The organism is Thalassospira sp. ER-Se-21-Dark (assembly GCF_017922435.1).
Taxonomy (GTDB): Bacteria; Pseudomonadota; Alphaproteobacteria; order Rhodospirillales; family Thalassospiraceae; genus Thalassospira.
The window spans coordinates 158,039-182,718 of record NZ_VDEZ01000005.1; the positions used below are offsets into that span (position 1 = coordinate 158,039).

24 protein-coding genes are annotated in these 24,680 nt (G+C 56.6%); 18 read left to right on the plus strand and 6 right to left on the minus strand.

Annotated features, from left to right (window positions below; translation table 11 throughout):
* The first annotated feature begins 21 nt into the window (after positions 1–21).
* The 5 genes from FHI25_RS17625 (at position 22) to FHI25_RS17645 (ending at position 3,013) form a co-directional block, all read left to right on the plus strand.
* Positions 22–447 carry an organic hydroperoxide resistance protein gene (locus FHI25_RS17625; RefSeq protein ID WP_008890243.1) on the plus strand — a complete coding sequence of 142 codons (426 nt, stop codon included), beginning with the start codon at positions 22–24 and terminating at the stop codon, positions 445–447.
* Between the two features lie 447 nt (positions 448–894).
* The gene (locus FHI25_RS17630) at positions 895–1,191 is read left to right on the plus strand and encodes a putative quinol monooxygenase (protein WP_210520031.1); all 297 of its coding nucleotides are present in this window, start codon (positions 895–897) and stop codon (positions 1,189–1,191) included.
* A 30-nt stretch (positions 1,192–1,221) separates the two neighbouring features.
* Positions 1,222–1,659: a YqaA family protein gene (locus tag FHI25_RS17635; protein ID WP_210520033.1), complete on the plus strand. Its 438-nt coding sequence runs from the start codon at positions 1,222–1,224 to the stop codon at positions 1,657–1,659.
* Positions 1,660–1,837: 178 nt separating this feature from the next.
* Positions 1,838–2,206, plus strand: a complete 369-nt coding sequence (locus FHI25_RS17640; RefSeq protein ID WP_120226462.1) for a hypothetical protein — start codon at positions 1,838–1,840, stop codon at positions 2,204–2,206.
* A 198-nt stretch (positions 2,207–2,404) separates the two neighbouring features.
* Positions 2,405–3,013 (plus strand): LysE family translocator, encoded by a 609-nt coding sequence (locus tag FHI25_RS17645; protein WP_210520035.1) that lies wholly within the window; start codon positions 2,405–2,407, stop codon positions 3,011–3,013.
* Between the two features lie 92 nt (positions 3,014–3,105).
* On the opposite strand, the gene FHI25_RS17650 is transcribed toward FHI25_RS17645, so the two are convergent.
* A complete protein-coding gene (locus tag FHI25_RS17650; RefSeq protein WP_210520037.1) occupies positions 3,106–3,960 on the minus strand; it encodes an AraC family transcriptional regulator in 855 nt (284 codons plus the stop codon).
* Positions 3,961–4,061: 101 nt separating this feature from the next.
* Between FHI25_RS17650 and FHI25_RS17655 the strand changes: the two genes are divergently transcribed.
* Positions 4,062–6,845, plus strand: a complete 2,784-nt coding sequence (locus tag FHI25_RS17655; protein WP_210520039.1) for an ATP-dependent DNA helicase — start codon at positions 4,062–4,064, stop codon at positions 6,843–6,845.
* A gap of 43 nt (positions 6,846–6,888) precedes the next feature.
* Positions 6,889–8,202, plus strand: coding sequence for a glycosyltransferase (locus tag FHI25_RS17660; protein WP_210520041.1), 1,314 nt, complete (start codon positions 6,889–6,891; stop codon positions 8,200–8,202).
* 5 nt (positions 8,203–8,207) lie between these two features.
* Here FHI25_RS17660 and FHI25_RS17665 read toward each other — a convergent pair whose 3' ends face one another.
* From FHI25_RS17665 to FHI25_RS17675, 3 genes are all read right to left on the minus strand, one after another.
* Entirely contained in the window at positions 8,208–10,130 is a 1,923-nt protein-coding gene (locus tag FHI25_RS17665) for a heavy metal translocating P-type ATPase (protein WP_210520043.1), read from the minus strand.
* A gap of 27 nt (positions 10,131–10,157) precedes the next feature.
* Positions 10,158–10,727, minus strand: a complete 570-nt coding sequence (locus tag FHI25_RS17670) for an HdeD family acid-resistance protein (RefSeq protein WP_246879189.1) — start codon at positions 10,725–10,727, stop codon at positions 10,158–10,160.
* 110 nt (positions 10,728–10,837) lie between these two features.
* Positions 10,838–11,737: a LysR substrate-binding domain-containing protein gene (locus tag FHI25_RS17675; RefSeq protein WP_210520046.1), complete on the minus strand. Its 900-nt coding sequence runs from the start codon at positions 11,735–11,737 to the stop codon at positions 10,838–10,840.
* A 102-nt stretch (positions 11,738–11,839) separates the two neighbouring features.
* On the opposite strand from FHI25_RS17675, the gene FHI25_RS17680 reads away from it, so the two are divergent.
* The 3 genes from FHI25_RS17680 (at position 11,840) to FHI25_RS17690 (ending at position 14,164) form a co-directional block, all read left to right on the plus strand.
* Positions 11,840–12,730, plus strand: a complete 891-nt coding sequence (locus FHI25_RS17680) for a DMT family transporter (RefSeq protein WP_210520048.1) — start codon at positions 11,840–11,842, stop codon at positions 12,728–12,730.
* 141 nt (positions 12,731–12,871) lie between these two features.
* Entirely contained in the window at positions 12,872–13,318 is a 447-nt protein-coding gene (locus tag FHI25_RS17685) for a DUF2946 family protein (RefSeq protein WP_008890257.1), read from the plus strand.
* Between the two features lie 201 nt (positions 13,319–13,519).
* Positions 13,520–14,164, plus strand: coding sequence for a Crp/Fnr family transcriptional regulator (locus FHI25_RS17690; RefSeq protein ID WP_120226452.1), 645 nt, complete (start codon positions 13,520–13,522; stop codon positions 14,162–14,164).
* Positions 14,165–14,247: 83 nt separating this feature from the next.
* Here FHI25_RS17690 and FHI25_RS17695 read toward each other — a convergent pair whose 3' ends face one another.
* On the minus strand, positions 14,248–17,376 hold the full coding sequence (locus FHI25_RS17695) for an EAL domain-containing protein (RefSeq protein ID WP_246879190.1): 3,129 nt from the start codon (positions 17,374–17,376) through the stop codon (positions 14,248–14,250).
* 366 nt (positions 17,377–17,742) lie between these two features.
* Between FHI25_RS17695 and FHI25_RS17700 the strand changes: the two genes are divergently transcribed.
* The 3 genes from FHI25_RS17700 (at position 17,743) to FHI25_RS17710 (ending at position 19,553) form a co-directional block, all read left to right on the plus strand.
* Complete coding sequence (locus FHI25_RS17700) at positions 17,743–18,156, plus strand: tellurite resistance TerB family protein (protein ID WP_008890260.1); 414 nt, start codon at positions 17,743–17,745, stop codon at positions 18,154–18,156.
* Positions 18,157–18,430: 274 nt separating this feature from the next.
* Positions 18,431–19,315: an NAD(P)-dependent oxidoreductase gene (locus tag FHI25_RS17705; protein WP_063087726.1), complete on the plus strand. Its 885-nt coding sequence runs from the start codon at positions 18,431–18,433 to the stop codon at positions 19,313–19,315.
* Positions 19,302–19,553, plus strand: coding sequence for a GDCCVxC domain-containing (seleno)protein (locus FHI25_RS17710; RefSeq protein WP_063087724.1), 252 nt, complete (start codon positions 19,302–19,304; stop codon positions 19,551–19,553). Before FHI25_RS17705 ends, FHI25_RS17710 begins: the two co-directional genes overlap by 14 nt.
* A gap of 41 nt (positions 19,554–19,594) precedes the next feature.
* Here FHI25_RS17710 and FHI25_RS17715 read toward each other — a convergent pair whose 3' ends face one another.
* Complete coding sequence (locus tag FHI25_RS17715) at positions 19,595–20,140, minus strand: class I SAM-dependent methyltransferase (RefSeq protein WP_210520052.1); 546 nt, start codon at positions 20,138–20,140, stop codon at positions 19,595–19,597.
* A gap of 111 nt (positions 20,141–20,251) precedes the next feature.
* Here FHI25_RS17715 and FHI25_RS17720 point away from each other — a divergent pair, with 111 nt between their 5' ends.
* The 5 genes from FHI25_RS17720 (at position 20,252) to greB (ending at position 24,678) form a co-directional block, all read left to right on the plus strand.
* Complete coding sequence (locus FHI25_RS17720) at positions 20,252–20,470, plus strand: SlyX family protein (RefSeq protein ID WP_064788488.1); 219 nt, start codon at positions 20,252–20,254, stop codon at positions 20,468–20,470.
* A gap of 55 nt (positions 20,471–20,525) precedes the next feature.
* A complete protein-coding gene (locus tag FHI25_RS17725) occupies positions 20,526–21,701 on the plus strand; it encodes a DUF3095 domain-containing protein (RefSeq protein WP_210520054.1) in 1,176 nt (391 codons plus the stop codon).
* Between the two features lie 92 nt (positions 21,702–21,793).
* A complete protein-coding gene (locus FHI25_RS17730; protein WP_210520056.1) occupies positions 21,794–22,741 on the plus strand; it encodes a LysR family transcriptional regulator in 948 nt (315 codons plus the stop codon).
* A 76-nt stretch (positions 22,742–22,817) separates the two neighbouring features.
* A complete protein-coding gene (locus FHI25_RS17735; RefSeq protein WP_246879191.1) occupies positions 22,818–24,095 on the plus strand; it encodes an MFS transporter in 1,278 nt (425 codons plus the stop codon).
* A gap of 103 nt (positions 24,096–24,198) precedes the next feature.
* Positions 24,199–24,678 carry a transcription elongation factor GreB gene (gene greB / locus FHI25_RS17740; RefSeq protein ID WP_210520058.1) on the plus strand — a complete coding sequence of 160 codons (480 nt, stop codon included), beginning with the start codon at positions 24,199–24,201 and terminating at the stop codon, positions 24,676–24,678.
* The last annotated feature ends 2 nt before the right edge of the window (positions 24,679–24,680 follow it).

Consider the following 24,680-nt stretch of genomic DNA (forward strand, 5'->3'; position numbering starts at 1 on the left):
TTCAAACAAAGGATGAAAACCATGTCTGTTGATGTCAAATACACCGCACTCGCTTCTGCAACCGGTGGCCGCGATGGCCGCGCCTCGACTGACGATGGATCGCTTGATGTCAAGCTGTCCACGCCAAAGGAGCTCGGCGGTGCTGGCGGTGACGGTCATAACCCGGAACAGCTTTTTGCCATGGGCTACTCGGCCTGCTTTATTGGCGCCATGAAGGCAGCCAGCGGCCAGACCAAGATCAAGGTACCAAATGACGTCGGGGTTTCGGCTGAAGTCGGTATCGGTCCGCGCGAAGCAGGCGGCTTTGGTATCGCCGTCGAACTCACAGTATCGCTGCCGGGTCTCGACAAGGCCGATGCTGAGAAGCTTGTCGAAACGGCGCACACAATTTGCCCCTATTCCAACGCAATTCGCGGCAATGTCGATGTCACAACGACCATCGCCTAATTTTCGTCTCCCCCCTGCTGGTCAGCTCCCCCCAAACTGCTGACCAGCAATTCCAGGCCCGGTGTCCCCCGCACCGGGCCTTTTTCTGTTCTCTGCCTGCTTGTGAAACAAACATTTGTCCTGCACTGTGGTCGGTGATGATCTAGGCTCAGGACCTATTAATTTGATTTGAATGGCAGAGGTTATATTTGTGAAATCCAAGGAAAAGCCCGCAGGTCGGGCTGGTATTCCGGCCAAGGGATTTGACGCAGGAGTTTGCAAATATAACCTCTGTCCTTCGGATTAACCGGATTTGCACGGGCTACTTCGTCGTAAAACCTTAAAAGATGTATATCTTCCCGCGGTTTTGCTCCGCGTATCCGCACAAATCCGGTGAACCATTCGAACCAAATTAATAGACCCTGAGCCTAGCCAAAAGCCAAACAATGAAAATGACAGGAAACCGAAATGCCCAAGCAGCTTACCGTTGTTGCCACCGCACGCGCCAAACCCGGCATGGAAGAAGAACTTGGCAAACGGCTTTTGGCATTGGTTGAACCGTCGCGCGCCGAGGAAGGCTGCATCAGCTATGACATGCACCAGTCAAATGACGATCCCGCACTCTGGTTGGCCTATGAAACCTGGCGCTCGGAAGAAGACCTCGCCCGGCATTTCGAGATGCCCTACCTAAAGGCCTTTGGCGAGAGTAAGGATGAAGTGCTTGCACAGCCGCTTGATGTCCGTAAATTCAGCCTCAAATCATAACGCCTGACTTAATCTGACTGGCTTTCAAACGTGCTTTTCGCCCTTTTCCTTTCCGCACTGACATCCGCAACCATCCTGCCCGGCACGTCCGAGGCGGCGTTGGCCGCCCTCATTGCGTCCGGTGATCATGCCATATGGCTGTTGGTGCTGGTCGCCACGGTGGGCAATGTTCTGGGGTCGCTCATCAACTGGTGGCTTGGCCTTTATGCCGAGCATTTCAAGCACAAGCGCTGGTTCCCCGTCTCCGCCGAGGCACTGGATCGCGCATCCCACTGGTTTGGCAAATACGGGCTGTGGTCATTACTGCTTTCATGGCTTCCGATTATTGGGGATCCGCTCACGCTGTTTGCCGGGGTCATGCGGGTGCGCCTTCTGCCCTTCATCATTCTGGTGACCATTGGCAAGGCGGCGCGCTATGCCATGATTGCCGGAGGGGCAACTGGTTTGTCGAACATGTTTTCCGGTTGAAGCACGAAATAATTCTTCAAAATATCGAAAAATAAAACCACTCCCCTTCAGAAAATCCACCCTTGATTTAAATATTTAAAAATAAATAAATTGTAATATTACATCATCAATGTTTTCCTTTGATCTAACAGAGCCGCGAAAAATACTTTTCACGGCCTGATTAAAAGGAATTTTATTTATGGCTATCGAAATCCCTGCATGGACAAAGCCCGGAATTTGGGGCGGCATTATCGGCGCCGCACTGATCACCATTGTCGGTTTTAGCACCGGCTCGGTGGTGTCTGGTGGCACTGCGCAGGAAATGGCCGATGCAAGCGGCAAGGAAGCAACGATCTCGGCAATGGCACCGGTATGTGTCGCCCAGTTCAAAATGCTTTCGCCCAACAATCAGACGGCGGAACTTACGGCCCTCAAGGCTGAAAGCTCTTACAAGCGCGACGATTTCGTGATTGCAAAAGGCTGGGCAACCATGCCGGGCAGTGACGAACCCAATAACGAGATCGCTCAGCGCTGTGCATCGCTTCTGATGGATCTGACGACAAGCTGATCTGACACCGGTTCCGACACACCAACCGGAACACGGATATCGACAGCACGCAACGCAACCGGCTCCACATCCGGTTGCGTTTTTTTATGCCCAAAGCCGAAATCACCCTTGCGCAGGTCAATTTTGTTCAATAAACGCGCCGCAAGACAGCGCATGTTGATCAACAACAAAAAAACACACCGTGCGAGGAACACCAAGATGTCCGGCTTTAGCGCCACACTCAGCCTCTATCTTTCCATGGCCGCCTTTGCCTTGGCCGCCTCCATCACACCGGGACCGGTCAATATTCTGGTGCTGAGTTCTGGCGTGCAGTATGGCTTTCGCCCGTCCCTTCGCCTTGTCTTTGGCGCAACGGCCGGGTTTTGCCTTTTGCTGCTTTTGATCGGGCTTGGTCTGCATGAAATGCTGGAAGCCTTCCCGCAACTGACCACTGTCATTCAGTGGGCCGGTGTGGCGTTCTTGCTGTTCATGGCCTGGAAGCTGGCAACGTCAAATGGCGAACTTGGCAAGGGCGATGCCCAAACTGGTCCCAAGGCCATCACCGGGGCCGTCATGCAATGGCTTAACCCAAAGGCCTGGCTGGCATCCATCGCCGGGATGGGCGCCTATGCCGCGTCCGGTGCGCCAACCCTGATCTGGGAATTTACCGCCATCTATTTTGTGGTCTGTTTCGCCTCGGTCGCGTGCTGGGCCTATGCCGGGGCATTTTTGTCGCGCTTTCTGGGCGAACCTGCACGCATTCGCGCATTCAACCGGGCGATGGCCGTATTGCTGGTCGCCAGTGCAGCCTATCTGATTTTGGGATAATCCCCCGCACCCCGTCCCCATAGTCGGGTTGCGTAAACTCCGGGCGGGTCTTGGGACTGAACCTGGTCACCCGCCTTCTTTTTTTTTCTCAATCACGCCGCCTGCGCGCGGGCATATTGCCGTGGCGTCGCCGCCATCAGGCGTTTGAAAATGCGCTGGAAATGCGCCTGATCAGCAAAGCCTGTTTCAAGCGCAACATCCACGATCTTTTCGCCCCGCCTCAGTGCATGACGGGCGCGCTGCACCCGGCAATTGATCAGATAGGCATACGGCGTCATGCCATATGTTTTCTTGAATGCCCGCACCAAATAGGACCGGGAATAACCAACCAACGCCGCCAGATCATCCAGACCGATATTCTCGGCATAATGCGCACGAATATACTCGGCCACGCGGGCCATCTTGCGGTCATGAACCGCACCGGAAACCCTGACCACACGATCAAGCACCCCGCGCCGGTCAAGCTGCACATGCAGATCGCCAAAGAAAGACACCAGCGCGGTTTCCTTGCCGAGAATATCCACATCCGGGTTGGCCAGCGTATCGGCCAGATCAATCAAGCCGTCATAAAGATGCGGATCATGGCTGAGTGCGTCGGAAAACATCGCAAACTTCCCGGCCGCATCGGCATCCAGTTCAATCTGCAAATCGGTAAGCCAGTCCGGATCAACAAACAGCATGTCATAAACCCAGTCCGCGCCCTTGACCGGGTTGCAGCCATGAACGTCCTCGGGGTTCAGGATCACCACCGAACCGGCCTGCGTTTCATGGGTTTTACCCCGGTTCCAGTAGGTGCTGTAACCGCCCCGCACCGTGCCAATCGAAAAGGTATCGTGGCTGTGGCGCTCATAACAAACCGCATGCCCGTCCGCCACACGCCGCAATTCAACAAACGGCATCGCGTCATTGCGCCAGAAATGCTGATTGCGGGTATCGGGGGCTGCCATTGCGGTCCGTCTTCTTGTGTTCGGGTGATTGCTCTATAAATTCCAAGATAGGTCAATTTCCCCGGTGGCGCCACTGTCGCTGTCTGCTTATAGTGCCCCAAATGTTCGATGATCGTTCCGAAGAGTCCCAACCGCGTTTCATGCCGCCCAACGCACCTGTCATGGTCGTTGGATTGCGTCATGCCGTGTTCTTGTCACCCGATGGCGAGATCGAGGAACTCCCGCACGGGGCCGCGGCCAAGCGTGCGCGGTCATCACGCCCCATTCTGGTCCATACCCCGGCCTGTGCAAGGCGGCTGAAATCCGATCCGTTTCCGGCCCATGACCTGCTGGAGCTATTTGCATTTGTCCGCCCGGCACAGTTTTGCGTACCGACCCCGCGCGGCATTGCCCTTGCGACGGGACAAAAGCCAGCAGATGACCTGATCGGTCAGGCAGAGGCACTGGCAGAAGCCATGAAACGGCTTTTGCAGGAACTCGCCACCCTTCATCGCAACAAACGTGGGCCAGCACTTTCGGTTGCATGGCCGATGGCGCGCGGCCACTGGCCGTGGGGCGTTTCGGTTCTGGCGGCCCTTGGGGCGGATGGCGATGGTCCGCATCGTTATGCGGTATATGAAGGGCTTAAGGTCTGGAAAAAGCTTGGCGAGTGGTCTGAACATGCCCCGCCACCGCCGCCGGCCAACTACCCGGTTGATCCCAAGGATGCGCGCAAACGCCTGAAGGAACTTCTCGGCGAAGGAGCCGAAGAACGCCCGCAACAGGCCGATTATGCATCATCCGTATGCTCCGCCTTTGGCCCGCGCCTGCATGATGGTGCGCCCAACATCGTTCTGGCTGAGGCCGGAACGGGGACCGGCAAGACATTGGGTTATGTCGCCCCGGCGTCGCTTTGGGCCCAGAAGAATGACGGTGCGGTCTGGATTTCGACCTATACCCGCAACCTGCAACGTCAGATCGATCAGGAATTGGATCGCCTGTATGACGACCCCAAGGACAAACGCCTTAAGGCCGTGGTGCGCAAGGGGCGGGAAAACTATTTCTGCCTGCTGAATTTCGAGGAAGCCCAACGCCCGCTTAATCAACAACCGCATCAAGCCACCCCGCTGGGCCTGATTGCGCGGTGGGCATCGCATACCCGTGATGGCGATATGGTCGGGGGGGATTTCCCCGCCTGGCTGACCGAATTGCTGGGCAATCGGTTCACGGGGGCATTGGCCGATCAGCGCGGCGAATGCATCTATGCCGCCTGCCCGCATTATTCGAAATGCTTTGTCGAAAAGACGGTACGTCGCGCCCGGTCGGCCGAGATCGTGGTGGCCAACCATGCACTTGTCATGGTGCAGGCAGCCTTGGGCGGGCTTGATGATGCATCGATGCCGACGCGTTATGTCTTTGACGAGGGCCACCATCTTTTTGATGCCGCCGACAAGGCCTTTTCATCACATCTGACCGGGATGGAGGGGCAGGAACTCCGTCGTTGGCTTCTGGGGGCAGAGCAAAAAGGATCATCACGTGCACGCGGCCTGAAACAGCGCCTTGAAACCCTGATCCTGGATCGTGACGAACTGCGCGATGCCGTCAATGCCGTGATTGTCGCTGCCCAATGCCTGCCCGAACAGGGTTGGCTATCGCGCATTCATGACGGGTCACAACATGCCAAGGGCCCGGCGGAGGTCTTTTTGGCCCATGTCCGGGCACAGGTGATGGCGCGCTCCGCCGAGGGAGATCGTGGCTATTCAATCGAGACTGATTGCAAACCGGCGCTCAACGAAGTTCTTGCCAGTGCCGCCGATCTGGATCGCGCGCTGGAGGCCATGGAAAAACCGGCCAAGTCGCTGATCAAGATCATTGCCCATATGCTTGATGAAAAGGCCGATGAGCTTGACAGTGCCGAACGCCAGCGCCTTGATGCCGCGATCCGGTCGCTTGAACGCCGCGCAATCATGCAGGTCGGCGCATGGCGTGAAATGCTGGCCTCACTGGTCGAGGAAACACCGAAAACCTTTGTCGACTGGTTTGCGATTGAACGCCAGTTTGGCCGCGATTTCGATGTTGGTATGCATCGCCATTACCTTGACCCGACCATCCCGCTGACGACGTCGCTTGCGCCCACCGCGCACGGCATGGTGGTGACATCCGCGACCCTGCGTGATGGCACAGGCGACGAAGAATTTGATTGGGCCGTGGCCGAGGATCGCACGGGTGCCGCCCACATGCCGCTTCCAGCCATCCGGGCGGCAATGAAAAGCCCGTATAATTACCGCGAACAAACCCGCGTTTTCATCGTCAATGACCTTGGCCGGGATAACCCGGACCATGTTGCGGCGGCCTATCGCGAGCTGTTTCTGGCATCAGGTGGCGGCGCGCTTGGCCTGTTTACCGCGATTACGCGTCTGCGGGCGGTCTATGAGCGCCTGACCGGTCCGATGGATGAAGCGGGCCTGCAACTTCTGGCCCAGCATATTGATGGCATGGATGTCTCAACCCTGATCGACATTTTCCGGGTCGAACGCGATGCCTGCCTGCTCGGCACCGATGCGGTGCGTGACGGGGTGGATGTACCGGGTGATTCCTTGCGCCTGATCGTCTTTGACCGCGTGCCATGGCCCCGGCCCGACATCCTGCACCGCGCGCGCAAATCGGCGTTCCATGGTGCGCGCTATGACGACATGCTGACAAGGTTGCGCATGAAGCAGGCCTTTGGCCGCCTTGTCCGGCGTGCCGAAGATCGCGGGGTGTTCGTTTTGCTTGATAACCGCATGCCCTCACGGCTTCTAGGCGCCTTCCCCGAAGATGTCGAAGTTCAGCGGGTCGGCCTGCGCGAGGCGATTGAACAAACGCGAAGCTTCCTTGGCAATGACCGGGGTCGTGAAGAAGGTTAACCGGTTTCTTTGGCCTCAATTGTGACGGCGGAAAGGACGCACCATGCATGTCATGCTGATGACCTATGGGACGCGCGGCGATGTGCAGCCCTTTGTCGCCCTTGGCCGTGGGCTGATCCAAAAGGGACATCGGGTCACCATCGCCGCCCCGGAGCGCTTTGCCGGTTTTATCACCGATCATGATCTTGAATTCACACCCCTGACCGATGCACTGATTGCGCTTATGGATGATCCGCAATTTGCCCGCGCGTCTGATCCGAAGGCATCGACCTTTCAAAAGCTAAGGTCATTATTGGCGATTGGTAAAAAGGCGCGCGGTCTTCAGGACACGCTGCTTGATGATATTTTCCGCGCCATTGAACAGGGCAAACCCGACGTGATTGTGTTTCATCCGAAAACCTTTGGTGCGCTGCCGATTGGCAGGCACTTTGGTATCCCGGTGGTAATGGCGCAACTGATCCCGTCTTTTATCCCGACCGGGGATTATCCGCATATGGGCATTCCCGATCTTGGCGGTAAGGGACGCCTGGGCCGATCCTATAACCTTCTGACCGGCAAGCTGATGTATCGGCTTTTGAACGCAACGCTGCGTCGGCACATTTGCCGCTGGGCCGCACGACGCAACAACGGCATCAATGCCAGGGATCTCGACATTGTGAAATCCTGCCAGTCCGGTGCGATTCGGATCATTCATGCCTTTAGCAATGCCGTGATCAATCGCCCCAAAGACTGGCCGAAGCACGCAACCGTCACAGGATACTGGTTTCTCGATGGGACAGCCCAAACAAACCCACCCGATCCGGCAGTACAAAACTTTGTCGAGCGTCACAAAAACCTGATCTATATCGGGTTTGGATCAATGCCCGGCAATGATCCGACCGCCATGGCAGAGATGATCGCCAAGGCGATATCGCAATCCGGTGGCTCGGACGCGGCAGCCATTGTCGCAACCGGCTGGGGCGGCATGCGCGATATCAACTGGCCCGACAATGTCCTTGCGGTCAAAGAGGTTCCCCATGACTGGCTGTTCCCCAAGGTCGATATCGTCATCCATCATGGCGGGGCTGGCACCTGTGCAGCAGCCCTGCGCGTCGGCCGCCCGTCCATCATCATTCCGTTTTTCGGGGATCAACCCTTCTGGACAAAACGCTTGCACAAGCTTGGCGTTTCCCCAAGGCCGATAAAGCCTGAAAAACTTGATGCAACGCTTCTGGCAGAGCAGATACAGACCGTTTTCAAAACGCCATCATATCGTAACAACGCCGAACGCATTTCGCAGGAGATCACAGGGGAAAACGGCATCAAAACGGCGATTGCCCAAATTGCCGCGGCAGTCAAAAATTCAGACGGCACTTAAAGCTGTCAAAAATCATCCTTAACAATATCCGCATCAATATTATGCCGGATCGCCAGTCGAAGGGCATTGAGGATGGCGATGATATCAATGCCTTCCTGCAAAAGCGCGCCTGCAACTGGCGTGATATAGCCTGCGGCGGCAAAGCCCATGGCGACGATGGAAAGCACCATGCCGCCGATCACACTTTGCAAAAGGATGCGGCGCATCGCCATGCTGATGTGAAGGAGCTCGTCCACGGTCACCAACGACGCCTCGGGGATCACCGCACCAGCGGCATCCGCCGTGACGGCACTTTCCTTGCCAAAGGCGATGCCGACGGTGGCAACGGCCAGTGCCGGGGCATCGTTGATGCCATCGCCCATGAACAATGTCGGGGCCTTGGCGGTTTCTGCGCGGACGATGGCGACTTTCTGTTCCGGGCTTTGCGATGCCAGGCTTTCGGAAATACCCAGCAATTCGGACAGGTAGCTGACCTCGCTTTCGCGGTCGCCCGAAAGCAACATCACCTTTTTGAAATGATGGATGTCGCCAAGATGGCCGACAAAGCTTTCGCCCTCGGCGCGCGGGGTATCGCGGAAGCGGAAGGTCGCGCCATATTGGCCATCAACCAGCACCACGCATTCCAGCCCCGCCGCACTTTCGGGCAGAAGCCCGGCGATATCGGGGTCGGATTTCATCAGCTTGTTGCGATGGGTGACGGCAACTTCATGCCCATCGACCTGCCCGCTCAGTCCCTGCCCCGGCTTTTCCGAGGCATGACTGACTTCATCAAGTGGCAGGTTGCGGTCGCGTGCTGCCACCAAAACCGCCGATGCCAATGGGTGCTTGGAATAGCGTTCCAGACTGGCGGCAAGCCTCAGGACAAGGTTGCCGTCCATGTCAGGCCCGGCCATCACCTCCACCAGTTCCGGTCGGCCATAGGTCAGCGTGCCGGTCTTATCGAAAATCGCGGTCTGGCAGGTTGGCAAGCGTTCCAGAACGGTGGGATCCCGGATGACGATACCGCGCCGGGCGGCGATTGAAATCGCACTCATCACCGTGATCGGAATGGCAATCAAAAGCGGACAGGGTGTCGCCACCACAAGCACGGCCAGAAAGCGCGATGAATCATCACTCAGATACCCAACGCATATCGCAAATAACAGGGCCGCCGGGGCAAACCACGCGCCGATCTGATCACCAAGACGGCGAATGCGCGGGCGTTTTTGTTCGGCCTCGGCCATGACATCCATGATCTGGGCGTAGCGGGAATCACGCGCGCGCTTTTCCGCCCGGATGATCAGGACCGCCTCGCCATTGATCGCACCCGATAGCACATTGGTGCCCGGTGCCTTGGCCACCACATAGGGCTCCCCGGTCAGGTAACTTTCATCCATGCTGCCATGGCCATCAACCACAATGCCATCGGCGGGGGCGGTTTCATGCGGAAAGACCGCGATCAGATCGCCAATGTCGATTTCGTCAATCGCGATATCCGTGATCTCGCCATCATCGGATTTGCGATGCGCGACACTTGGCATGCGCTTGGCCAGGGCATTAAGGGCCGAGGACGCCTTGCGCATGGCAAAGCCTTCAAGAACCTGCCCCCCGGTCAGCATCAAAATGATCAGGCTGGCGGCAAGATATTCCGCCAGCACCACGCCGGTAACAAAGGCAATGGCGGCCAGAAAATCAGCCCCCATTTCACGCCGCAGAAGCTTGATTGCAAGCTGCGCCAAAATGGGGATGCCACCCACCACAAACAAAACCAAAAGCGGCAGGTCGGCGGTGCGGTTGCCCAGAACATTATCCGGGCCGACGAACATCAAAAGAAAGTGCCCCGCCATGGCAAGCAGGGTAAGGCTCAGAATAGCGCGGTTAAGGATGGCTGAAGACAAGGCATCATCACACCGTTCCAGAACACCGGCAGGTGCCACCGTGTTTGCCATGCCTTATCCCCCATATGTGCGTTGGGTTTAGGCCTGCGCGACCTTACCCATTGCCATCGACACCATCAGGTAACTGAACCCTGACGATAGCAGGTTAACGCCAATCAACAAACCAATCGCCCATGTCGCAGAGCTTGGCAATTCGGCAAAGATCAGGATACCGGCCAGCACCGAAATCCCGCCAGAAACCAGCATCCATTTCCAACCGGGAAACTGTTTGAGCCACAGCGCCATCAGGGTTTCAAAAATCCCGTGCAGCAAAAAGGCAATCGCCAGCAACACGGTCAGTGTCACAATGCCGCCTTCTGGCATGAAGGCCAGCCAGCCGCCAATCAGGGCAAAGACACCCCCCTGCACGACATCAAGGCTGCGCCGTGTGGGGGTATCGGCATTCCAGGCCCCGTAAAAATGACCCAGCGCCCCAAACAGGAACAGCCAGCCAATCACGGTTTTAAAGGCAATTGTCGTGACAAAGGGAAAGGCCACCGCCAGCACACCAAGGATCAGCATCACCACGCCGACGTTGCGCAGCCGTTTGCGCCCCTTTTCCAAAAGGCCGCGCATTTCCGGCGTTCCGTCATTAACGATCAAGGTCATGGTAGGGTGCTCCTGACTACTGTGGATCGCGGCAATATCAACCTGAAATTGCTGCAAATTATAGCCCATCTAACGCCTGTCGAATAGGACAAGTTCCCAAGGAGCTGATCTTAGCCGCATGCCTTCGCCGCCGTGATCAGGCGTTCTGCCACCGCACGCACAGCCGGGCGCTGATCATAGGCCGGCTGCACCAAAAACGTCGCAAGCGGGCTTCGAACCGGTGCAAAAGGCAGCATGATCAGGTCGTGATTTCCAATTGCCGTGCGCGCAAACGGCAGGCGGGCCAAAATCACACCAAGCCCCGCATCGGCCGCAGACAGCCCGACACTGTAATCTTCAAACCGGCGATCTGATGGCTTGGGCCGATACTTGACCCCATGTTCGGCCAACCAATGCCGCCAGCCAGTTGCGTCGCTGTCATTTAAAAGCGGAAGGTTGGCAATTGCATTTGCATCAAGGCTTTGCGGATCGTGCCCGCCCAAAAGCTTGGGTGAAATCAGCGGCACCAGATCATCAGCAAACAGCAAGCTTGATTTGGTGCCCGGCCATTGTCCCTTGCCACAGCGAATGGCGATGTCGGTCTGCCCGCCATCGAAATCGGCCAGCCGTTCGGTAATCTCGAGTTCAAGCCGCACATTCAGATCACGCTCGATCTCGGGCACAAGCTTAAGAAACCAGATCCGGGCATAGGATGGCAGCAAACTTATTTTGATGACATCCGGTCCACGGCGTCGCCGCCAGGGCTGCGCGCCTTGCGACAAAAGATCAATCGCCGCCTGTGTTTCGCGTAAAAACCGTTGCCCATCAGGCGTCGGGCGCACCCCGCGGCCATAACGTTCAAACAAATCATAGCCAAGCCATTGTTCGACCTGTGCAACATGACGACTGATCACGCTATGCGTCACGCCCATTTCACTGGCCGCAGCCGAAAAGGACCCGTTGCGCGCCGCGGCCATCACCGCAGGCAACAGCGCAAGAGGCGGAAGAGAAAGGTCATTGCTGTGCACCATATGCACATCTGATCCCCAAGCTATGTTCTATGTCAACACTCATGATCGCGCTATCAGCAAGACAGAAGACAAATTCATTCTCATAGAACGAGGGGAATGCCGATGTTCTCACAAGCCACTTTGGGCCTTGCCTGTGCCCTGATTACGGTTCTGTCCTGGGCGGCGGCCTTTCCGTTGATCGGGGTTGCGCTTTCGGGGCTTGATCCCCTGCCCCTTGCCGCTGCGCGCTTTACACTGGCGGCCTGCCCGGCCGTGATCTGGTTGGCGATCAAACGCCCGGACATGCCCACGCTGGTTGATCTTGCACGGCTTGGATTGGGCGGCGCACTTGGCATCAGCATCTATAACTGGTTGCTCAATACCGGGCAGCAGACGGTATCACCGGGGGCGGCAAGCTTTATCATCAACACATTGCCGATCTGGACAGCGATGCTGGCCACTGTCTTTTTGCGCGACCGGTTCGGGATTGGTGCATGGATTGCCACCGCTGTCAGTTTCTCCGGTGTGGTCCTGATCGCCGTTGGTCAACCCGGCCCGATGCGTTTTGGCAATGGCAGTTCGCTGATCTTGCTGGCATCCATGCTGTCAGCCACCTATTTCGTTTTGGTTCGTGGGGTGATCGCGCGATATGGACCCGCCACCTGCACCTGCTGGACACTGATTACGGGTGCGCTATGGCTAACCCCGTGGTTGCCCGACGGGATGGCACAAATCAGTTTGGCTTCGGTTTCGGTGATTTCGGCGGTGTTGTTCCTTGGTCTTGTTTCCGCATCACTTGGCTATGCCACCTGGAGCATCGCAATAGGCCATTTCGGCCCGGCATCGGCGGCAAACTTTTTGTATCTGGTGCCGCCGATTGCGGTGCTGCTGGCATGGACTCTAAGCGGTATTACACCCGACATCCTGACCCTGATCGGCGGCATGGTCGCGATAACCGGTGTGGTTATGTTGCGCATTTCCATGGCAAGATCGGCGCGCAGGGCAACAGCGTAACCAAGGGTGTGTCGGGCCTGGCCCGGCATATCAGAACTATTATAAAGAAAAACTGATAACTGGTTCACAATTCGATGCTTTGACATGGGGGTTTCAAGGGTCTATCAAATTCCAGACCTTATCCAATCTGGATGGAAACCCGTGTATTTCACACCGCTCAACAGCTTGGTTGCACGACGCACTCTGTCACTTTGTGTGGCGTGGCTGTTGCTGGTCAACGCGCTGTTTTTCGGGTTCATGCACGCGCCTGTCGCGCTTGAAACCGTGCCGACGTCGAACACGGAAGTTTCCCAGACCTATGTCCCGCTGATTATCTGTACCGCAAATGGCATCAAGACCATTTCGGTTCCGGCCGACCTTGCCGCAGATCGCACTGCTAATCCGCACAGTTCCGACGCCTTTGACGGCTTCCAGTGCGCCAGTTGCGGCCTTGGCAACCATGTGGTCGGCATGCCGGTAGAACCTGAATTGCCACTGATCCATCGGATCCGGCTGTCTAATCAGGTCACCGCCCTTCACATTACGGCACGTCTGCACGATTTCTGCCCGATTGCCGCATCTCCGCGCGCACCGCCGGTCGCCATCTGATCGGAATTCCAAGCACCGCTTTGCCAGTGCCTTGATGGCAACTTGACGCCACAACTGTATCTGACGGACGTGTTTCTATCCGATCATCATCCCATGCCAGCCGGTAAAACCGGCAACTTCCGGGACATCCCGGTTCACAGACTGGTGTCGATACGCGACGGCATTGCCGCGTATCAGTAAGTTTGCCAATGGGAGATCCCCATGAACAAAGACGACGCCTTGCTTGTATTGGAAAAACTTGCCGAACCCGCCGTTTTGACTTTGCCATCCGATGCCAGCATCGGACATCACAGCCAGGACCACACGTATGTTTACATTGTGCAGTCTGGGCTGGCGCTGCGCTGCAAATACACTGAACAGGGGGAAAGACAGGTCTGCCGGGTTTATCGCCCCGGCGATCCGATCGGCCTTGAAATGCTGGCGGTGACCGACCCGTCGCTGGTGATTGAAACCATCGCACCGTCGGTGATCAAACGCATCCCGATCCAGCGGATCCGTCTTGCCCAGCAAAATGATGCCCGCACGCAATCGGCTGTGACGTCGCTTCTGGCAAGTGAAGTCATGGATGGTCAGCAGCTTAAGATCAGCTTTGGTACCGGTTCGGCCATGCGCCGGATTTGCCGGTTCCTGTTGTGGTCTGCCCACAATGATCTGGTATCGCTGCCCAACCGTGAAAAGCTTGGCAATATCGTTGCGACCACGACCGAAACCGCCAGTCGCATGATCGCCAATCTGAGGCGCGAAGGCGCAATTGTGCGCAACCCGCGCATGCCATCGACCATGCGTATTGATCGCGACAAGCTGTGCAAGGTCGCAGGCGACCCGCAACAGCAATCCGCGGCATAACTGGCCGTCACGATCATCAAACAACAAACGCACCGGGATACCGTTCCGGTGCGTTTCTTTTTTTGGGCCAACACTAATGCTGATTATGAACCAGGCTGGGCAACCGGGAAACGGGCGGGCGAGGTCAGGTTGGCCTTAAGCAGGCTTTCCATATCGCTTGCACTGATCGGCTTGCTGAAATAGAAGCCCTGAACTTCATCGACCCCCTCGGACGCGATATGTTCAAGCTGGGTTTCGGTTTCAATGCCTTCAACATTGACCGCCATGCCAAATGATCGCGCCAGGAACACGACGGCGCGCACAATCGCAGCATTGCCATCGGAACTGTCGATATCAATGATGAAGGACCGGTCGATCTTGATCTTGTCCACCGGGAAGCGTTTGAGATAGGCCAGTGACGAATACCCCGTCCCGAAATCATCAATCGCGATACGAATGCCCTGATTTCGCAGGATACCGAGCGTGATGGCGGCTTCGCGCGGATTGTCCATCACGGCCCCTTCGGTCACCTCGAACTGCAACTGATGGGGATCAAGTTCCGTGCGCGAAAGCACTTCACCGACACTCTCAATCAGGTCTTCGTGGCGGGCCAGTTCAAGCGGCGAAAGATTGACCGATATGGTCAATTGGCCATAGCCCGCATCGCGCCATGCCTTGGTCTGATGGCAGGCCCGGTTCAGCACCCATTTGCCAATATCGGCAATGATGCCCATGCGTTCGGCCACCGGGATAAAGTCAACCGGGCTGACCTGCCCGCGTGACGGGCTGAACCAGCGGACCAGTGCTTCCATGCCGATGATACGATGACCGACGATGTCAATGATCGGCTGATAGAACAGCTCCAGCTCGTCATTTTCAATCGCGTGGCTCAGATCGCGTTCCATCGCCTTGCGTTCCTGAACCTCGACCTGAAGTTTCGGTTCAAAGAAGTGATAGCGATTGCGCCCCTCGGCCTTGGAACAATAAAGCGCCAGGTCCGCATTGCGCAGCAGGTCCTTTTCATCGCGACCATCCTGCGGATACATGCAAATCCCGACCGAGGTCGATGCCTGCACTTCATTGCCATCGAGCATGAAACGTTCGGAAATGCGTTCGATCAGGCGCTGGGCGACAAAGGTCACTTCCTCGACCGAGCCCGGCTCGTGGATCAGAACTGCGAATTCATCACCGCCAAGACGCGCGACCACATCCTCGTTGCGCAGGCAAACCCGCATGCGTTCGCCAACCCCCTGCAAAAGCAGATCGCCAATCGGATGGCCAAGCGTGTCGTTGATATCCTTGAAGTTATCAAGATCAAACATCATCAGGACAAAGTGGCAGCGTTCGCGTTTGCTGCGCGCAACTGCGGCTGCCAGACGTTCCTGGAACAGGGTCCGGTTCGGAAGCCCTGTCAGCCCGTCATGATGGGCAAGGAACTGAATGCGCGCTTCGCTGCGTTTGCGATCGGTAATATCGGTGATCGATCCGTCAATCAGGGTCGGACGGCCCTTCTCATCGCGAACAAGACGGGCATTTTCCTCGACCCAGATGATTTTGCCGTCTTCGCGGCGCATCTCGGTTTCAAATCCCTGCACAATCCCATCGCGCAGCAACCGGCCGATAAACCGCAAACGATTGACCGGGTTCAGATAATGAAACGCCCAGTCATGCTCCTTGGCAATCAGGCTTTCGACCGCGTCATAGCCCAGAATGGACGCAAAGGCCGGGTTGGCCGACAGGATCGGGCCAAGCGGGATGCTTTGAAACAGCCCTTCTGCCGAGTTTTCGAAAATGCCGCGGAATTTTTCCTCGGCATGGCGCAATGCCCGTTCGACCGACAGTTTTTCTGTCACGTCCTGACCGATACAGATCACACCGGCAACATCGCCATCTTCGCCGAAATGCGCGCGCGCATTCCATTGCAACAGGCGAATTTCACCGTCGCGGCGCTTGAATGAAAGGACCTCATCCTTGATGATTTCACCCGACAGCAACCGGCGCACTGCCATCCGAACACGCGCCCGGTCTTCTTCAACCAGCAAAAAGTCAAAGAAGTTCTGGCCTGCGGCCTCCATCCAGGAATAGCCAAATGTCCATTCGCATTCGCGGTTATATTCCAGAATGCGCCCCTCGGCATCGAGGAACAGGATGACGCTGCCCGCCGTCTGAACCAAGGCGCGATAGCGTTCCTGACGCCGACGCAGATCATATTCCGCCTGACGGTTCTTGGTAATGTCGGTGATGGTAACGCTATAACCCAGCAGCATTCCGCCTTCGCCACGAATTTCGGTGGCATTGACCCGCACCCAGATCTGGCTGCCATCGGCCCGGCGCATTTCAATATCGCGGGCCTGAACGCCCTTGCCGGATGCAAGATCGCGACGCAGCTGAATGCGGTCGCTGTCGCTGGCATAAAAGGTTTCGGGATGGCGAAAATAGGCCTGGGTCACTTCGCGCACGGAATCATAATTGAACAGTGACGCGGTTTCTTCGTTCACATTGGTGATCGTGCCTTCGGCATTCAGCTCGATAATACCATGCACTGCATGTTCAAGCGCGCGGCGATAGCTTTCCTCGCGCGTGCGTTCCTGACCAAACAGCACCAGACAACCCGAATTTTCCAGCGTGATATATTGCCACTGGAAAAACCGCTGCCCGTAATGGACGGTGCGCGGGCTGTCGGTGTCAAATTGCGGACCTTCGTCACTGACCAGCGGGCGCTGGTCGCCTGGATGCATCAGATCAAGCGGCGATGCCATGCCCATTTCAAGGGCAAGCTGCTCTGCCGCGCAATTGGTGCTGCGCAGGCGACCGTTGGTTTCCACCAGCAAAACCGGTTGCGGTGAAATCAGCGATCCGATGCCCGATGAAACGGTGGCCTCAATGGTTGTAAAGCGGATATAGGTGCGCCGACCGATGCTCAGCTTCCAGCCGAACAACACACATGCAGAGTCCCGGAACCCGCATTCAATATAATGGTAGCCGCCAATATCAAGAAGCCGCCCCGAAAGTTCGGCAAGCGGTTTTGAAAGGCCTTCAACTGCGTCGGGAGAAACCCATTCGCCGACCTGTACACTCTCGTCATAGGCTTCGCGCCATGCTGAATTTACGAGCAGTCGTCCTTCGTCTGGATCATATGCTCCAGACGGCAAACACAGGTGGCTGATCAACGCCGTCAACATACCGACGGAATCGATTGCGTTGATGTCTCCCATAGCGGCTTTATTCGTCATGTTTGTTGTCGCTGCGCGACCATAACTGCTACCCCATGCAGTGCAAAGCCAAATTTTCCCCGACGAGAGCCACCAACCCCAATCATTCTGCTTGTATTTTTGTAGCGGCTTCATTTTTTGTTCTTTTGGTCGCGCATGCCGCCTTTTTCACGGCTTTCAACGCCCGCGCGACCGGTGCCGACAGAATGAACGCCATTTCACTACGTAATCCTTAAAATCCTTGAAAATTCATCGGTTAACTGTTGCCCGTGGAAGTTTATCGGCATACCATCGCTCGGCTCGGTGGTTTTCACACTGTCCGGATCCCAACGTCAAAGTCCGGATAAAAGCGTTTCAGGGAACCATCCTCGATAAGGAGTAACCAACGTGATTTCGCATCAGGACGCCTTGATCTACACAATGGTTATGGTATCGGCCGCCGATAACGATATCACCGACGCCGAACTTTCCGCGATGGGCCGCCGGGTCCGTTATCTTCCGATTTTTGCCGGATTTGACAATGATGGTGTCACCAGTGTTGCGCGCGATTGCGCCAAGCTGCTCGGCGAAGAAGACGGCATGGACCGCACGCTGGATATGATCCGCGATGCCCTGCCGCGCAAACTGCGCGAAACCGCGTATGTCTTCGCCTGTGAAATCGTCCTGTCCGACAGTGAAATCAGCCAGGAAGAACTCCGCATTCTTGAATTGCTTCGCCACCGGCTTGATATTGACCGGTTGGTCGGATCGGCCATCGAACGGGCCATGGCGGCGCGCTATGTCCGGCCCGGTGATTTTTGATGTTTGCAACGACGGCCGCGGCACCTTGCCAGCACAGCCTCGTTGAATGAAAAACGGTTAAATCAGCATTCCAACTTTGTGTTGGGCCTGTCTGATCGAATTTGTGGAACCCAAAGCGCATTTTGGGCGTTACGCCCTGAAATTGCTGCTCTTGGTCATCCATAATGGGACAGGACCCAGCCAACAAAACTTTCCGGTTTCGGGCCAATGGGCGCGGACCGTTTTTGCGTCGCCAATTCAGATATCGCTACCGTCACACAAAGGGATCGCCGTCATGACCGCTCTTTCCGGGGAAAACATCGCCTTTATCGGACTTGGATTGATGGGGCGTCCGATGGCGCTCAATCTTGAAAAGGCCGGTGCAGTCCTGACCGTCAATACCCGTAATCCCGAAACACTCAATGCCTTCGAAGATCTTGGCATTGCGACTGCGGGCACCCCGGCCGATGCCGCGGCCGAGGCCGACATCGTCATCATCTGTGTTGCCAACACGCCCGCACTTGAAAATGTGCTTCTGGGTGAAGAAGGCATTATTGACGGCCTCGAAGAAGGCACCATCGTCATCGACATGGGTACAACCTCGGTCGAAGCCACACGGCGCTTTGCCGATGTGGTCGAAGAAGCCGGCGGCACATGGATTGATGCCCCGGTTTCCGGTGGCACCCACGGGGCTGAGAACGGCACCCTTTCCATCATGGTCGGTGCATCGCCCGAAGATTTCGAACGTGCCCATCGGGTGTTTGACGTCCTTGGGTCACGCGTCACCCATGTCGGCGATGTCAGTTCCGGCCAGATTGCCAAGGCGGCCAATCAGATGATTGTCGGCATCACCATTGGTGCGGTTGCCGAAGCCTTTTCCATGGCTGATGAAGCCGGTGTCGATCTTGATAAACTGCGATCTGCGCTGACCGGTGGTTTTGCCGATTCCGCGATCTTGCAAAAGCACGGAGAACGCATGATCGAACGCAATTTCGAACCGGGCGGCAAGGTCGTCACCCAGCGCAAGGACCTGTTCCAGGCGCTTGAATTTTCCGAAGGCGAACTGGGGGTCGAACTGCCCATTACCCGTCTTGCCATGGAACTTTATGACGAATTGATCGACATGGGTCATGGCGACCTCGATCATTCAGCATTGATCAAAGTCTATGAAGAAGACTGATGCCGATCATGTCGAACTGGTTTCGGTCCTGACCTGCCCTGAATGCGGGCATGTCGAAACCGAAACCATGCCGACGGATGCCTGCCAGTATTTTTATGACTGCAAGGGATGCGGTGCAGTGCTGCGTCCCAAGGCTGGTGATTGCTGCGTTTTCTGTTCGTATGGCACCGTCCCCTGCCCGCCGATCCAGTTACATGGGCGCGGGGAAGACGGTGGCTGTTGCGGGCATGGCAACTAAGCTGTCCAATTGATCAGACGCCACAGATCAGGCAACATAGATCAGGCAACAACGCCCGGCTTGTGACTGCCGATCCGATACAGATAAAGGTGATCCGATCCGGTTTTCATCGGCACCTCGCCAAACGCCTGCCAACCGGGAATGGCAAAGGCGCGCGATATCAAAATGCCGCCATTTGCCATACGCTGATCCAGCACATCGCCAACATCGCCCATCACCCTTGGGTCAAGAAAACAAACCACAACGTCGCCGGGATCGCGATCAAGGGTTTTAAAATCACCCCGGATGAAATCAAGGTTGGGCCGTGCAGCCAAAACCGCCCGCATCCGGCTGATGGCATAGGGGATTGGTGATAATTCAATACCGGTGACTTTGATCTCCGGCCTTGCCCGCGCAATCGCCAGCGCCAGATCACCCCAGCCAGATCCGAAATCCGTCACCGCCTTGGTATCACCCGGGATATAGGCGATGATTTCGTCGGCCGCCTTGGCCGATGTCGGCATCGGAACGGCCTTTAGCCGGATTGCATAACCCGCAATCAGCGCCAAAATAATTCCGACAAGGGCCAGTACGGATAAATCAGTCATCAACCATCCAGATATGTTAGGGTCCGTGCCGCGCAGTGGTGCCACAGGCATGCGCGTACCGCAAGCCACGACACACACAGCCAACTGAACACATTTGCAGAAGATACCGGAATGAGCCACGAAGAAACCGACACCCGCATAACCGAGCTTGAAATACAGCTTGCCCACATGGAAACCGTCGTCACCGACCTGTCTGACATGATCAAAAAGCAGTGGGATCGCATCGATCTGCTTGAACGTCAGAACAAATTAATGTCGTCTGATATTAAACGCATGATCGATTTCCTGCGTACAGCACCCGAAGACGACGCACCACCGCCGCACTATTGATGGCACGCAGGGTTTGCAGGTTTATTGCGATCGCGCCTGCCAATGAAAGATCGATTTGACCAACCTTTATCTCGACATACCGACCTTTGACGACTTCGGAAAGGTGCTTGATGGCACGGTGTATCATGCCCTTCCCGATGACTGGTGGGTGGGCACATCCGATGTCATTGGGTCGACGAAGGCGGTCGAAGCCGGTCGATACAAGGACGTCAACATGGTCGGTGCATCAGTGATCTGCGCAGTCAGCAATGTGCTTGGACATTCAGATTACCCGTTCCTGTTTGGTGGCGATGGCGCAAGTTTTGCCTGCCCCCCGGATCAGATTGACGCGGTGCGCGATGCGATGGCATCGACGGCCACCTGGGCGGCTGAAACCCTGGATCTTGAATTGCGTGTCGGTCTTGTGCGGATCGGCGATATCCGGGCTGCTGGGCACGATGTCCGCATTGCGCGCTACGCCGTTTCCAATCCGGTTTCCTATGCCATGTTTGCCGGCGGCGGCATGCAATGGGCCGAAGACCAGATGAAACAGGGCAACAACATGATCCCGGCGGCTCCGCCCGGCAGTCGACCGGATCTGACCGGGCTTTCATGCCGCTGGTCCCCGATCCGGGCTGAGGGTTCGGACGTCATTCTGTCGATCATTGTTGCAGGGCGTGACGACCGCACCCGGTTTGATGCCACCGTTCATGAACTGTTTGCCATTCTTGATGACAGCCCGCGCAAAAGCAGCCCGATCCCCGAAAACGGGCCAGGTATCGCCTTCCCGCCGCCCGGAATGCATCTTGAGGCAGAGGCCACCAAACACAAGGAAGGCGGTTATATCAAAGCATGGCTCAAGGCGCTCTATATCGCGCTGATCGCGGCCATCCTGATGAAAACCGGCTGGAAGTTGGGCGCCTTTGATCCACGGCGCTATCGCGATTACACCGGCTATAACACCGACTTTCGCAAATTTGGCGATGGCCTGTGGATGACGGTGAATTGCAGTTTGACCCGTGCTGAGGAAGTCGAAGCCCTTTTGCATGCGGCAGAACTGCAAGGCGACATTCATTTTGGCACCCATCGCCAACGCAGTGCGATCATGACCTGCATTGTGCCCTCCATCACAAGCGATGCGCATTTCCATTTTCTTGATGGCGGCGAAGGCGGCTATACCGCGGCGGCCACGGCGTTCAAGGCAAAAAGAAAACGCGATCAGGTCCTTGGCGCATCCCCCGCCAATGCATGAAACGCATCGATTGTGACGCTACAATAGATTTCTTGCATGACTATGGATTATCCCGGACACTTCCCTGATCCCGAACGGATCAGGATAGCCCCATGGACACCCGCGAGCTTGAAACCCTTATCGCCGTTGCAGACGCGCAATCCTTTCACGGTGCGGCGGATCGCCTTGGCCTGACGCAACCGGCCGTCACCCGCCGTATTCAGCGCCTTGAAGAACGCATTGGCAAAAGCCTGTTTGACCGCGCTACCAAACCCCTGCAACCAACCATCGCCGGGCACCGGGCGCTTACCGAGGCACGCGATCTGTTGCGCCGCCTTGAAGGTTTCAGCGACTCGGTTCTTGGCAACACCAAACGCCACGGCCCGTTCCGATTGGGCGTAAGTCACGGGGCCGCCCCGCTTCTGGCCGCCCAAGAACTCCGTTCCCTGCATCAGGCCTTCCCGGATATGTCGCTTTCGATCAAAAGCGGCTGGTCAGCGGAACTTCTTCCGCTTCTGCGTCGGGGTGAAATTGATGCCATGCTGTCGCTTGACGGGCCAAACGGCATTGTTGGCGGGGTACAAAGCCGCGATCTGCCGGCAAGCCTGTCGCCGCAAACCTTGCTCGATGATGAAATCGTTGCCATCGGCCCGAAATCATCCCGTTCCCATCCGACAACCATCGCCGAACTTGCCAAACATCCGATGATCCTGATGCCCGAAGGCTGCACCTTCCGCGCGCTTGGCAATGCATGGGCGCATAAAAACGGGGTCGAATTCACATCCGTGCTTGAAGTCTCCGCGCTTGAATTGCAGATCGAAATGGTCGCCGCCGGGGCGGGTTACGGGATCATGGCGCGGCGGTTTTGCCAGCACAGCCCAGCCGCAAACCGGATCAAGATCCTTGATATTCCCGGCATGAACTGGGGCATGGCCATCACCCTGATCCGTCGCGCATCAAGTTCTGATCTTGACGATATTATCGACAAGGTTGGCGAACTGGTGATTAATGCCGGCAAAGCATCCGATAACCCACATGCAGAAATGTTATCAGCATCATAATCCGAATGAATTGGACGCATAGCGCCACCGCGTTCAATATCGCCACCAAACAATAATCCCTCTCGGAGGAACGCCTATGAGCCCCACTCAAAGCTCGCCCCAAAGTCCGCCGCCGCAAAGCCCCACACGCATGACCATTATGCGGGCGAAAAAATGGTTCCCGTGGCTGGTTCTGCTTTCTGGCTGCCTTGTTTTGTCACTGAACCTTGGTGTGCGTCAGTCGCTTGGCCTGTTTATCCCCGATATGCTCAATGACACGGGCTGGAACGCTGCCACCTTTGGTCTGGCCTTTGCCATTCAAAACCTGATGTGGGGTATTTCCGCCCCGATCGCCGGTGCCATTGCGGACCGTTTTGGTACAACCCGGACCCTGATTGGCGGTGGTATCGTTTATGCGCTTGGGCTTTATCTGATGGGCACATCCGCGTCCCCCGGCGAGCTTTACCTCACTGCAGGTTTCCTGATCGGCACCGGTGTTGGCATCACGAGTTTTCCGGTGGTGCTTGCCGCGATCAGCCGCGTTTTCAGCAATGAAAAACGAAGCTTCGCACTGGGTCTGGCCTCCGCTGGTGGTTCAGTTGGTCAGTTGGTAATGGCCCCGACCACCCAGGCGCTCAACAGTTCGCTTGGTTATGTATCGGCCCTTGTTATCCTCGCAGCCATTTCGATGCTGATCATCCCGGCTGCCTTTGCCATGACCGGCAAGGCCGAAGGAAACAGCCCGACCGCCACCCCCGATCTGGGTCCGCAGGGCTTGGCCGCCGCGTTCCACGAGGCCCGCAAACATCGCGGCTTCGCACTGCTCAATGCCGGTTTCTTTGTCTGCGGTTTCCACATCGCGGTGATCGCCACCCACCTTCCTACCTTTACCGAACTATGCGGCTTGCCCCGTTCGGTCGCGGCCGAAGGTCTGGCACTGATCGGTCTGTTTAACATTGTCGGAACGCTTACGGCCGGCTGGGCCGGTGGCAAATGGCGCAAGAAATATGGCCTGTCGTTTATTTACGGCATGCGTGCGCTGGTCATTGTGATCTTTATCTTTGCACCCAAAACGTCTGAAACCATCTTGCTGTTTTCGGCATCGATGGGCGCACTTTGGCTTTCGACCGTGCCGCTGACCAGTGGCCTGATCGCGCAGGTCTTCGGGCCGCGTTACATGGCGACCCTGTTTGGCATTGTCATGCTGTCCCATCAGATCGGCGCGTTCTTTGGCGCCTGGATGGGCGGCATTGTCTATGACCTGACCGGTAATTTCGATGCCGTCTGGTGGGCATCCGTGGCACTCGGCGTCTTTGCCGCCATCGTGCATATGCCGATTGATGACAGGGAACTGCGCGCCACGGCCAAGGCGTAGGTTCGCCAAGCATTTCACAATTCAAAGCAGCGCCCGGTACCATTCGGGCGCTGCTTTTTTTGTCCTCTTTTCCAACCATCGGCTTTGCGTTAAAACGCAGACCATGGACAGACCGATTTACATCACCCCCGAAGGGTTAGAGGCCCTTAAATCCGAACTCGACCACCTTTGGAAAAAGGAACGGCCGGAAGTCGTGGCTGTTGTCCATTGGGCAGCGGGCAATGGCGACCGTTCGGAAAACGGGGATTACATCTATGGCAAAAAGCGCCTGCGCGAAATCGACCGGCGCGTGCGATACCTGCGCAAGCGGATTGAGGATGCCGTCGTCGTCCGCTCTGATGAACAACCCGATCATGCCCACATATTCTTTGGCGCAACGGTCACGTATGTGAATGCCCGCGACGAAGAAAAAACCATCCGTATTGTTGGCGAGGACGAGGCCGACAGCCTCAATGGCAAGATCAGCTGGATCTCCCCGGTGGCGCGCGCCCTGATGAAATCGGGTGTCGGCGATGTCGTCACCGTTCGCACCCCCTCGGGCGAGGATGAGCTTGAAATCTTAGAGATCAGCTATCCGGCCTAAGC